This is a genomic window from bacterium, from assembly GCA_019695305.1.
Classification (GTDB): Bacteria; UBA10199; UBA10199; order UBA10199; family JAIBAG01; genus JAIBAG01.
Genome location: JAIBAG010000008.1, coordinates 1 through 11,423 on the forward strand (window position 1 = coordinate 1; position 11,423 = coordinate 11,423).

Consider the following 11,423-nt stretch of genomic DNA (forward strand, 5'->3'; position numbering starts at 1 on the left):
TGGCCCCTAGCCTTTAAAATCGCGATCGTTTCTCGTTCAATTAAAGTAAATTGATAGTAGTTTTTACCCATATCCACTCAGAATACTCATCTATTCTAAGTGGTGCACTTGCTTATTGAACCCAGGACTCCATGTTGTTTATAGACGTGTTAAAGAACAGGTGCCGCTTGGTGATGGCAATAACAAAAAAGTATTTAAAGCAATTAGGATGCACGGAAATGCCATTGAGTATGTGCCACTGTGTTTGTTGTTAATTTTTTTATTAGAAAATAAAGGAGCCGATGGAAGGCTTGTTCATGCGGTGGGTATTATGCTAACGGCAGGACGCATTTTACACCCCATTGGTATTTTTCGTACTATAGGAGTTTCTATCCCTCGTTTTGTGGGAACCAATCTTACTTTTATTGCATTAATTACAGCAGCTGCGGGATGTTTGTACTACTTTTTTAATTCATCACCCATTCTTTGATGCGCTTCAGCGTTACAGGCGCTTGAGATTCGGCGCGGCAAGCGTACCAGCATACATCGCAATCGATATCCCCAAATTTATCGGCAGACCATTCGGTGTAGTGGCACACGCGAGGAGTTTCTGAACAAGGTTGAATGTAGCCGTCGGGGGTAACGGTTACCCAACGTTGCCCGGCTTTGCATCCGGGGATGGCTTTTTTCTCAAAAAACACGGGGACATGATCAAAAAAGTATTCGCTGGTGGTGATATTGCGGTTTGATTCACGCAGCGATTTGAGTTCGGCAATCACGTCTTTTAATTGTTTTTGATCTTCGGGTTTATCAATTACTTCGGTATCGTTATCGGCTTTAAACGACGAGTAAGCACTAAACGAATTTTTTACACCCCATTCGTGCGCTTGCTTGGCAATTTTAACAACCTGATCCAAATTAGAACGCATGATAATACTGTTAAACACCACATTGGTAAAACCTTCGGCCACAATTTGAGGAACGATGGTAGAAATATGTTTTACCAGGTTGGGAATGCCGCGTACTTTATCGTGACGTTCGTCTAAATAATCGAGCGAGATAGTGAGTTGATCTAGTCCTGCCTCGCGCAACTCTCGAAATTTATCCATAGTCAGTAAACCTGCGTTGGTAATAATAGCGGTATGGATAGTATGGGGTTTTACCTGGCGTACAATATCGGCAATATCTTTGCGTAACAGAGGTTCTCCTCCATTCAGAGACACTACAATGGGCTTTAACTTTTTTACTACGGGTGCATAATCGCGCAGTCTTGGCCCTGCATCCATTTTCCAGCATACACAAAAATGGCAGGTGGCATTGCAGCTTTTAATCACTTCAATATTAAGAAGTACTGGGTGTTTGTTAATTAAAATATCGGCGTAGCGTGTAAAAGCTTTAATGCGATGTGCGGTATTTGAATGACTGGCTATTCCCATAAAAAATTTCCTACTAATTTATATTTCGCGATCGGCAACCAATGCATGTTGGTTGCGGTTGGCAGTGAGCTTGCTAAACAACAGTACCATCCAGGCTGCATTGGCTCCCACCAAACACATCCATAAAATAGGGGAGGGGCCGCCAATTAAAGCCACTACAAAAAAGATAACAGCAAAAAAATCACGTTTAAGCATGAACTGAATTTTTCCAAAAAATGCTTTAATGCCGCCTTTTTTAGCTTCTTTCTGAAAATCGCTTTGGATGGCCAAAAGGCTGCCCGAATTGGTATTGCGCAACAGATAGGTAAACATCATGGTTAAAATCATAAAAAGTCCAAAAACAGTAAGCGAAGCTTTAAGGGTAATGTGCGGATCGCCCACTTTGTGCAGCCCCATGATGATGCCAATAATAAAAATAACGTAGGTAAGATTATCGCAAATAGTATCAAACCACTGGCCAAACACCGAGGCTGTCATTTTTAGTTTAGAAATTTCGCCGTCGCAACCATCTAAAATGGAAGAAAGCTGAAAAAGAAAAGCGCCAAAAAGAACACTCCAGTAATCACCGCGTGCCGCAAATACGCCCGAAAATACACCTACAAAAAAGGTAAGGCCTGTAATGTGATTGGCCGAAAGATTGGTTTTAGATAGCCAGCCACTTACCCATAATGAGATGTGACGGTTAAAGTTGCGCGAAATAAATCCATCTGTTTCTTTGCGGCAGGAATTCATCAAATGTTTTTCGGCTGCTTTGAGTGTGGGTTTGGTATCTACATCTTGCCAATATCCATTTTTAATGTCGTAGGTGCCCATTTGGTTTTTATTGGCAAGTAATTTAATGCCAGCCGAAAGGCTAACTATTTCACCTTTTTGTTTTACTTCCTCGAGGGCATTAAAAAGTTCGGGGGTGGCTAAAAACATACCGGTATCAATAGCGTTATAATGGGCTATTTCTTTCCCGATATTTTTAATTTTATTGTTTTCTACCTCTACTTTGGTGGCATCGTCCAAATCGACAATTGATTTAATTTTATAATCGACAGCTAATAAAACCTGATTATCACCCATGGGTTCTTTTTTAAAAGATTCCAGTGTTTGAGCCTCAAAAATATGGTCGCTCATGAGGATAACAAAATTTTCGTTTAAATGGGGCTTGGCAGCCAGCACAGAAAGACCATTAGGTTTGGTCCAGTCGGGGTTTTCTACAAAATCAATTTTGACCCCTAAATCTTCTTTTAAAATGGCTTTAATGAGCTTTTCTTTTTCGTAACCCACCACAATCACAAATTCGGATAGGCCTGCTTTTTTTGCAGTAAGAATGATGCGCTTAATGAGCGGGAGACCCGCCACCCGGTAGAGGGGTTTTGGTTTGGATTTACCACCGTTTAAACGGCTGCCACAACCAGCAGCTATGATGAGTGCTTTTTTAACCGTCATAAAATAAGAAAAACCTTTGTACGGTAATTGGGAGCAAAAGTCAATGTAGGTATGTTTTTGAAATTATTTGGTTTTTTTTGAAGCTTACAGGTCTTAGGGCTTGGCTTATGCCCTTTTCACTATTTGATTGACACAATGCAATAAGCTTGGCAAAGCACTAAAACATTTTAATTTTCAGGAGGAAAACATGGCTTTCAAAAAAATTGGTGTAGTTGGTTTGGGAACAATGGGTCACGGGATCGCACAGGTTGCGGCCCAAAGTGGGTATACCGTAGTTGTTAAGGATATTAATGATGAGAAAACCAAGAAGGCTATTGGTAAAATTGAAGCTGGCTGGGGTAAATTGGTTGAAAAAGGCAAAATGGAGGCTGGTGCCGCCGATGCTGCCAAAAAGAATTTGGTGTTTGCTTCCTCGTTAAACGATTTTTCCGACTGTGATTTGGTTGTAGAAGCTATTACCGAAAATTTAAAGGCTAAACAGGATTTTTTTAGCGAACTGGCCAAGGTAACCAAGGCTACGGCCGTGGTAGCCACAAACACTTCGTCTATTTCGGTAACCATGTTGGCACAATCTACTGCTAAACCCGAAAATTTTGTGGGTCTTCACTTTTTTAACCCCGTGCCCCTCATGAAATTGGTGGAAGTGATCCGTGGTATTCGTACTTCTAACGAAACATTTACCAGCGCGTTTGAATTTGGCAAAAGCTTGGGTAAAGTACCTGCCGATATTAAAGATTCGGCTGGTTTTGCTGTAAATCGTTTGTTGCTTCCTCTTATTAATGAAGCTTTTTTTGTGTTACAAGAAGGCATTGCCGATGCCAAAACCATCGACGAAGTAATGAAATTAGGTGCTAATCACCCCATGGGCCCTTTAACTTTGGGCGATTTTGTGGGTTTAGATGTGACTTTAGCGGCTATGGAAGTATTGCAACGTGACTTGGGAGACGATAAATATCGTCCTTGTCCCTTACTGCGTAAATACGTAGAAGCCGGCTGGTTAGGTCGTAAGAGTGGCCGTGGCGTGTACGATTATTCGCAGCCCGCCTAAGCTATTTAAATCATTAAGTTATTTAAGGCCCAATTTTGTTTATTCAAAATTGGGCCTTTTTTTTCGTGTAGAACGATCATTACAGATGTGTTGAAGGGATTTAGGTCCTTAAAATTAATTAATCTAAAATTAATGTAGGGATTAATTCAATAAATACACTGTTGGTTGGGGTCGCGGAGAAATGACTATATGATACCTTTCAAAAAACTTAAGTATTTTTGCTTATTATTTTTATTTTGGTTTTTAAACGCCTGTATTTCTACCATCAATCTTGATCATCGCGTGCTTAACACAGCTATTGTAAATGAATATTATGAATATAATTTTCATGTTGATCATGGTTGGAGTGACTGGTGGGATGAGTCTGATTACATGGCCATGACGGGTGGAAATTTGCCAAGTGGTATGGGAGTAGATTCGCGCGGAATTATTTTTGGAACGCCAACCGAGCTGGGAAATTACCGATTTGATGTGACCGTCTATGATGTAGACCGTGATTTTTTTGGCAGTGGGGATGTGGATTCGGGAGACGAAGAAGAATTTATTTTTTTTGTAACCGAAGCTAGCACCAACCCCGATTGCCCCCATCCCACCGATGATTTGATCCAGGAGTTTTATTTGTGTTTGGGAAATGCCGTTTTGGATAATCCTACGGTAGGTGATGAAGTTGTGGTGGATGTTAATTATTACGTGTATCTTCCAAAAAGCACTACTTACGATGCCGACATTCTTGATTTTGAAATTCATTATAATCCTGATGCTTTTGAAGTGAATGCCAACGCGTTTACATCAGTTGCCTTGAGAGAGGCTGCCACCCGGTCGAATTCAACCGTGTCCTTTGATATCAGTGTTCCTGGCATTGTGATTGTGCATGTGGAAAGCCAGGAAAATGGTTTTAGACGCGCCGGACGTTTTATGGATTTGCCCTTTACGGTAAAAGAGGGAATTGTTGCTGGAGATTATGCCTTTGAACTCACGATTAATTCATTGACCTCATCAAGCTATAATAAAGATTTACCTGCTAGTTATGCTTTAGATGGAAATGTGAGTGTTTCTATTGATGAGCCGGAAGAAACTCCCGAAGATACCCCGGAAGAAGGTTAGGCTTGCTATAGGCTTGGTAACTTGAAATCTACAAAGGGCTCTTGTAATTTTTGATCTCCATACAACACACCATATACTTGCATTGATCGTAGCACGCGTTTGATGTAACCGCGTGTTTCTGAAAAAGGAATATTTTCTACAAATTCATCCAGTGGCAAATGTCCATTGGTTTTAAGCCATTTGCGTACATTACCGGGGCCCGCGTTGTAGGCCATAATGGCTAGCGGATAAGAACCTTTAAAAGTATCCACCATATCTGCAAAAAAGGTAGCGCCTAATTTAATGTTGGTTTGAGGGTCGGTTAAAAGAGAAGTATTGAAACCGTTCATGGCAATTTTACGTGATTGCATGCTGGCTGTTGTGGGCATGAGTTGCATGAGGCCCACAGCACCGGCCGAAGAAAAAACAGACGGACGAAAGAGAGATTCTTCGCGCATGATGCCGGCAATAGCGCCTTTGGGTAATCCCGAAAGTTTGGCGCCGGTTATTAAATCTGTTTCAAAAGGTTTTGGATAAAAAGCCCAGGCAATGGGAGATGATGGGTTTAAATCAACAGCAAAGAGGCTGGTAGATAACTCGCGCGAGGCCAGTGTAATAGACTGATTAAAATCGTGCGCTTCGGCCCATTTTTGAATGAGTGTTTTATCGCTGACGTCGCCGGGAACACTTTGAGTGTAATAATCGAGTACGTCTTGGGCCTGGGTAATTGCTTCAATTTTTTCAAGGGATGCTAGTGTTGCAAATATTTCTAAAGCAGCTGTTGACGATGTGCTTTCGGCCGTGTTTGGAGATGAAACAGGTAAAGTAAATTTTTGTTTTAAACGATTAGACGACAGAACGGCATAAAACGAAAAAGGATAACGGCGCGCTAATTCGTGGTAACAGGTTTTAGCGCCCGACAAATCTTTTCCTCCCATTTTTTCAAGCGCGCGCGCCTTCCAATAAAGAGCTTGCGGATGGCTTTCATCGCCTGTTGGTGTTCCTCGCAAAATGTTGTCAAAAAACTCAATTGCTTTTTTAAATTTCCCTTTTTCAAAATTTTCAAATCCTGCATCAAATAAATAGCGATTTTTCATGTCGCCTTTGGAAAGCCCCAGTAAATTTTTTTGAGATTCATCCGAAAGATGATCTTTACCAGCTTTTTTATAAAGCGTGACAAGTGCATAGTGGGCATCGTCGGTGTATTGATGATCGGGAAATTTTTTGATGAAGTCTTTATAGGCCTGGATGGCATTGTCGGCATTGCCCATTTGCGAAAGAATTTTAGCTTTCCAGTACGACGCCTTAATAAGCGGTTCGCCTTGGCACTGATGCGTAATAACGGCATTGTAAGCTTGTAAAGTATCGTCGGTTTTATTGTTTTTGCGCAAAATGCTGCCTAAATCATCAAGGGCTTTGCATTGAACAGAGAGGTCTAAGTGCGCCGAGGTAATATCGCCTACGCTAATAAAATTTGGAATCGTATCTGTTTTTCCTAATGCGGCAAGCGCGCGCAAACGTTTTGCTTTTTCAACAATGCTTATACCGACAGGTGTGTTTTCATTAAATTCTGGAAAAAGAGCCCAGTCTAGTTTTTTGCTGGCAGTATCGTCTTTAATGAGCAGTGCTTCATGATACAGCGTGCGGTAAAAAGTTTGATTGAGGTTATTGTCGGGATTAGGTTCGGGCGGAAAAACGGATAACTCATTTTGTACTTCTACAGTTTTCCCTTCTTTAAGAGACGCTTTGGCTAAAAGAACATTTTTCCAAAAACTCCACACAGGATGAGTTACTTTTTGCGTAAGCAGCGCACGGGCTTCGGCTGTCTGATTGTTTTCAATTTGTATTGTTGCTAATTTTAAAGCAAGAAGAGGAGCGAGTTGTTGCTGGGTTTCCAGGGATTTTTTGAGTGAGGCAGCATTGTTAAAATCTATTTCTGTTGCATATGTATTATAACTCAATAAAAAAACACCTATTAAAGTAAAAAATAGTTTCATAGTGATGAACTGTATATAATTTTAAGGATTAAAGTTTTAAGGCCTCGTCTAATCCTGGATAGTCGGGCGCTAATTCTTTTAGCGTGTTCAGCGTTTTTAAAGCTTCTTCTTTTTGCCCCAATTCTTTTTGACAATGTGCCAAATGAAAAAGAGATATGGCTTTTAATTCTTTGTTTTGCACATTCTGGGAAATTTTTAAAAATAAACCCGATGCCTCGGTGTATTTGTAATTTTTTTCTAACATCTGAGCAGTTTGAAATGTAGCGGTCCAGGCTTTATCATTGGTGGCACCTGTAGGCATTTCGGGTTTAGAAGCAACTTTAGTTTTGATGGCGTCCTTTTTTGTAAGTCCATCGTCTGCTTTTTGGTTAGTAACGCTACCAACGCCTTCTTGTGGTACTCCCATATTCATAAAACCTGTGGGAGATACGGGTGGAGAAGCTTCGGGCATTTTTTCTTCAATGGGTTCTTGCATGTATTTAGCATCGGGCAGGGTGGTTAAACTAAAACCGGCTTCCACTTTTGGTTTTTGCTGTCTCAATAATTTATCTTTATTGAGGTAACCCAAAGAAGCTACAACAACCAAGCTCATTACTAATCCCAAGCGACGAATAAGAAACGGAGTAAAGAAAAACCCTTTTCTTTTTTTAGAAGCGTAATTTTGGATAAAGGCTAAAGTTTTATCGCTAGGATTTAATGCTGTTTGATGGTGATAAGTGTTTTCAATTTTTTCAAAGTCGGCTACCAAATTTTTGCAATTATCGCAGTTTTTAATATGTTCGGCAATATCATTGGCAAAACGGCCCGAGATGGTTTTGGTATAATAATCAAATAATTCTTCTTTTTTAGGATGCAGGGTATTCACTTCAGTATCCCCCTTTTATTAAAAATTTTGCGCAGTTCTTCCAAGGCATAACGCATGCGGCTTTTAACAGTATTAACCGAGCAATCCATGGCTTCGCCAATTTCTTCAAAAGTCATTTCACTTTTTACTCTTAATACAAAAGTTTCACGTTGCTCTTCGGGTAATTCTTGCAAAATATGGGTTAGTATCTCGTCCAGGTTACTACCGCTTACTTTTTCATCTAAACCAAAATCGTTATCACCCAGGCTTTCGCTTAAGGCACGGCCATCATCAGGTTTTTCATCGAGAGGTACTAAACCTTTATGACGAGTTTTTTTACGGTATGCATCTATAAAAGTATTGCGGGCAATGGTATAAAGCCAGGCTTTAAACGAAACATCGGTGGTAAACAAATGGCGCTTATCTACCACTTTAATAAACACCTCCTGAAAAATATCGTCGGCTTCACTTTTATTTTTAGTTCTAGAAACCAAAAACGAAAAAAGCGGCGACTGGTAGCGGCGTAAAATAGTGTTAAAGGCGTTCATATCTCCACTCATTTTATAACGGTTAAACAGTGTTTCATCCGTAAGGTTTTCTAAATTCACTGTGGGATCGTTAGCCATGGGGTAACGGATTTTATACGGGTTTTGGTTAAAATTTATACTACTTTTTACAACACGGGCAGATTTTGCGCAAATTATCAAAGGTATAAATGCCGGTTTTATGGCCATCACTAAACACAATAGCTACCGCATAACGGCCTACAGGCTCTACATGTACGGGGCGAACATCGAGTGGAACCATGGAATCATTAAGGATTTTTTGACCGGTGACTTCGCTAATGCAGCTCGCACAACGGCAAGCGAGCCGTAGTTCACGGGTGGGATAGGTAGAAATATGGCCGTCATCCCATTCAATTTTAAGTTCGAGCGGGGTAAATTGGTTGATACTTATGGGAGTCATAAAAGGTGCGTAGGTGCGTAGGTGTGGAGGTGCTGAGGTTGGAGAATATTTCTTAACCTACGCACCTACGCACTTCAGCACATCCGCACCGTTGTTTTATGTATAAAACAACAATATTTCAAGGCTTGAATATGGTGGTGCGGATAGGGTAGGACAGCCGGATGCTTCAGATTGGCAACGTTAAAATTGATAACCCTGTGTTTATGGCGCCCATGTGCGGCATTACACACAAGCCGTTTCGTAAAATGACCAAAGAGTTTGGTGCGGGCATGGTGTACACGCAAATGGTTTCGTCTAAAGCATTGATAATGGGCGATAAAAAATCGCGCAAGATTGTAGAATTTGATGAGACCGAGCGCCCGATTGTGATTCAAATTTTTGGCAACGAAGCTGATACCATTGCCGAAGGTTGTAGAATTTTGCAAGATATGGGCCCGGACATTATTGATTTAAACATGGGTTGCCCGGCCAAAAAAATTGTAAGTGATGGCGGCGGAAGTGCATTGTTAAAGGATTTACGGCTATGTGAAGATATTTTTACAAAAGTAAAAAAAGTGTTAACCGTTCCGTTTACTGTAAAAATGCGTGCGGGTTGGGATAAATATCATCACGATAGTTTAACAGTGGCTAAAGTAGCTGAGGCTTGCGGGGTGGATGCCATTACACTACACGCGCGTACCAAGGCGCAAGGTTATAGTGGCCATGCCGATTGGAATTTGATTAGAGAATTTAAAAGCGAACTTAAAATTCCAGTGATTGGCAATGGCGATGTAACGCATTTTACCGATGTAAAAAAAATGATGGGTGAAACCGGATGCGATGCAGTGATGGTGGGGCGGCAAGGTTTTAGTGAACCCTGGTTTTTTAAAAGTTATGTGGAAGGTGCTGAGTACAAACCCGGTGTTGGCGAATTAAAGAAATTAATTTTAAGTCAGTATCGTGATTTTTTCGAATATTTTGGTTTTGATGGCGGTATTAAAATGATGCGCAAACATTTAGCCGCTTATACCCGTGGCATGCGCGATGGTAGTAAATTTAGAAATGATCTTATCCGCATGACGGACTGGAATTTAATTAACGAGCGTATCGAATCTTTTTTTGTAGATTAAGGCAGGAGTGATAAAAACGAAGATGCCGAAAGTGTATAAATTGTTTGGTTATTGCTGAGTATGGTTTTTTGTTTAACATCCTGTGTTGCAACTACTTGTATGGCAAAAGGTGCTTTTAATTTGGAAGCGCATTCTGCAAGTGGGGCGTGCAGGTTGGTATCGTTTAATTTTGCCTCTACCAGCATCCAGGGCTTTAAATTTTGCGTTATTAAAAAATCTACTTCCTTTTTTTGTTTGGTACGCACGTAATAAAGTTCGAAACGGCCTTTGCCTGTATCGCTCCAAAAATGGCAGGCTTTCAGTAAATGGCTGGCCACCATATTTTCAAAACGGGCGGCTGTATCTTCTACTTCCGACCAATCCCACATGTAAATTTTGGGCTGTTTTATGAGGGAATGGGCTATGTTTTTTGTATAAGGATTAATTTTGTAAACATAATAAAGCTGCTCCATCCACTGGGTCCATCTTTTAATAGTGGGGACATTGTTTTCCAAATCTTCGGCCAGGCTTTGGTAAGAAAAGGGAGAGCCTACTTTGGATGGAAGGAGAGCCATCATTGTTTCAAGTAAAGAGACTTCGCGTATACGTGTTAAATCGAAAAGATCTTCACGAATAAGGCGTTGCTGTCGGCTTAAAACCCAGGCTCTGTGAAAATCGGTATTTGCTTTTAAAAAGGGATCGGGAAAGCCTCCAAATTGTAACAGTTGCTGGTAAAAATTTTGATGTTGGATATCGAATGAAAGATTTGCAAGCGCATTTGATAAGTTTTTCGGGTTTTCAAGGCCGCTTTGCCCCAGCTCTCCAACGCTAAAGGGATGAATGCGAAACCCAAAATAACGGCCCAAAAGACTATCGCCTCCCTTTTTAAATAAATCCAGGCGTGCACTGCCGGTAACAACAATGTTCGTGTTTTTTCCTTCTAAATCATAAATGGCTTTTAAATTTTGTTTCCATTTGGGGGCTTTGTGTATTTCGTCCAGCAACAGCCATTGTTTTGTGGAGATGGCTAATTGTTGTTTTGCCAGACTAACGGGATTTTTCACCCAGGTTTTTCTAAAAACAGGATCGTCCCAGGTGTGATAAAAAGAAGATGCGTTTGGAGGTGGTAGCATTTGGGCCAGAGTTGTTTTTCCAACCTGACGGGGCCCTGATAAAAAAGCCATTTTGTTATTTAGTAAAGCTAAGTGTTCAATTTTGGCTTTGTAGGTGATCCTTTCCAGCATTTTACTTTTTTAACATACACATTAAAAAAGTAAATATTAATTTAACGTATATGTTAAAATGGTTAAATCATAGTTTGTTTTATAAGAGCGCGTAGCAAAAGCGAGCCATTTTTCCCTGGATAAGTTTTTATCAGATTTGTAACTATGCCAAAAATATGACTATTTTTGTGGTTTAGGGCTATACCCCATTTTAAAATACCATTAAAAATCAATAACTTAAGTTTATAAATACTTCCCGTAACCGGCATATTCTTTGCTCCATATAATAGATATTGAAGAAACAATGAGGGTTTTTACCTGC

Annotated in this window: 11 protein-coding genes; 4 read left to right on the forward strand and 7 right to left on the reverse strand. The window is 40.4% G+C overall.

Going from position 1 to position 11,423, the window contains the following annotated elements; genetic code table 11:
- The first annotated feature begins 115 nt into the window (after positions 1-115).
- The gene (locus K1X76_05440; protein ID MBX7148509.1) at positions 116-469 is read left to right on the forward strand and encodes an MAPEG family protein; all 354 of its coding nucleotides are present in this window, start codon (positions 116-118) and stop codon (positions 467-469) included.
- Here K1X76_05440 and K1X76_05445 read toward each other — a convergent pair.
- Both K1X76_05445 and K1X76_05450 read right to left on the reverse strand, forming a co-directional pair.
- Positions 447-1,415: a radical SAM protein gene (locus K1X76_05445; protein ID MBX7148510.1), complete on the reverse strand. Its 969-nt coding sequence runs from the start codon at positions 1,413-1,415 to the stop codon at positions 447-449. The two genes, K1X76_05440 and K1X76_05445, sit on opposite strands and share 23 nt — an antisense overlap.
- A gap of 18 nt (positions 1,416-1,433) precedes the next feature.
- Entirely contained in the window at positions 1,434-2,852 is a 1,419-nt protein-coding gene (locus tag K1X76_05450) for an NTP transferase domain-containing protein (GenBank protein ID MBX7148511.1), read from the reverse strand.
- A 187-nt stretch (positions 2,853-3,039) separates the two neighbouring features.
- On the opposite strand from K1X76_05450, the gene K1X76_05455 reads away from it, so the two are divergent.
- The gene (locus tag K1X76_05455) at positions 3,040-3,900 is read left to right on the forward strand and encodes a 3-hydroxybutyryl-CoA dehydrogenase (protein MBX7148512.1); all 861 of its coding nucleotides are present in this window, start codon (positions 3,040-3,042) and stop codon (positions 3,898-3,900) included.
- Between the two features lie 189 nt (positions 3,901-4,089).
- Positions 4,090-5,004, forward strand: coding sequence for an Ig domain-containing protein (locus K1X76_05460; protein MBX7148513.1), 915 nt, complete (start codon positions 4,090-4,092; stop codon positions 5,002-5,004).
- 5 nt (positions 5,005-5,009) lie between these two features.
- Here the strand turns inward: K1X76_05460 and K1X76_05465 are convergent, their stop codons facing one another.
- From K1X76_05465 to K1X76_05480, 4 genes are read right to left on the reverse strand one after another with little or no spacing between them, the layout of a single operon-like run.
- Positions 5,010-6,980: a transglycosylase SLT domain-containing protein gene (locus tag K1X76_05465; protein ID MBX7148514.1), complete on the reverse strand. Its 1,971-nt coding sequence runs from the start codon at positions 6,978-6,980 to the stop codon at positions 5,010-5,012.
- 28 nt (positions 6,981-7,008) lie between these two features.
- On the reverse strand, positions 7,009-7,845 hold the full coding sequence (locus tag K1X76_05470; GenBank protein ID MBX7148515.1) for a hypothetical protein: 837 nt from the start codon (positions 7,843-7,845) through the stop codon (positions 7,009-7,011).
- Entirely contained in the window at positions 7,842-8,450 is a 609-nt protein-coding gene (locus K1X76_05475; protein MBX7148516.1) for a sigma-70 family RNA polymerase sigma factor, read from the reverse strand. Before K1X76_05475 ends, K1X76_05470 begins: the two co-directional genes overlap by 4 nt.
- 40 nt (positions 8,451-8,490) lie before the next feature.
- Positions 8,491-8,790 (reverse strand): DUF971 domain-containing protein, encoded by a 300-nt coding sequence (locus K1X76_05480; protein MBX7148517.1) that lies wholly within the window; start codon positions 8,788-8,790, stop codon positions 8,491-8,493.
- A gap of 161 nt (positions 8,791-8,951) precedes the next feature.
- On the opposite strand from K1X76_05480, the gene dusB reads away from it, so the two are divergent.
- Positions 8,952-9,899, forward strand: a complete 948-nt coding sequence (gene dusB, locus K1X76_05485) for a tRNA dihydrouridine synthase DusB (protein ID MBX7148518.1) — start codon at positions 8,952-8,954, stop codon at positions 9,897-9,899.
- Here the strand turns inward: dusB and K1X76_05490 are convergent.
- Complete coding sequence (locus K1X76_05490; protein MBX7148519.1) at positions 9,896-11,122, reverse strand: ATP-binding protein; 1,227 nt, start codon at positions 11,120-11,122, stop codon at positions 9,896-9,898. The genes dusB and K1X76_05490 overlap by 4 nt on opposite strands.
- Between the last annotated feature and the right edge of the window lie 301 nt (positions 11,123-11,423).

Excerpts from the sequence above, each read along its gene's own strand:
- K1X76_05445 (MBX7148510.1), bottom strand. The coding sequence starts at position 1,415 with ATGGGAATAGCCAGTCATTCAAATACCGCACATCGCATTAAAGCTTTT.
- K1X76_05465 (MBX7148514.1), bottom strand. The coding sequence starts at position 6,980 with ATGAAACTATTTTTTACTTTAATAGGTGTTTTTTTATTGAGTTATAAT.
- K1X76_05490 (MBX7148519.1), bottom strand. The coding sequence starts at position 11,122 with ATGCTGGAAAGGATCACCTACAAAGCCAAAATTGAACACTTAGCTTTA.
- dusB (MBX7148518.1), top strand. The coding sequence starts at position 8,952 with ATGCTTCAGATTGGCAACGTTAAAATTGATAACCCTGTGTTTATGGCG.
- K1X76_05480 (MBX7148517.1), bottom strand. The coding sequence starts at position 8,790 with ATGACTCCCATAAGTATCAACCAATTTACCCCGCTCGAACTTAAAATT.
- K1X76_05455 (MBX7148512.1), top strand. The coding sequence starts at position 3,040 with ATGGCTTTCAAAAAAATTGGTGTAGTTGGTTTGGGAACAATGGGTCAC.
- K1X76_05475 (MBX7148516.1), bottom strand. The coding sequence starts at position 8,450 with ATGGCTAACGATCCCACAGTGAATTTAGAAAACCTTACGGATGAAACA.
- K1X76_05460 (MBX7148513.1), top strand. The coding sequence starts at position 4,090 with ATGATACCTTTCAAAAAACTTAAGTATTTTTGCTTATTATTTTTATTT.
- K1X76_05450 (MBX7148511.1), bottom strand. The coding sequence starts at position 2,852 with ATGACGGTTAAAAAAGCACTCATCATAGCTGCTGGTTGTGGCAGCCGT.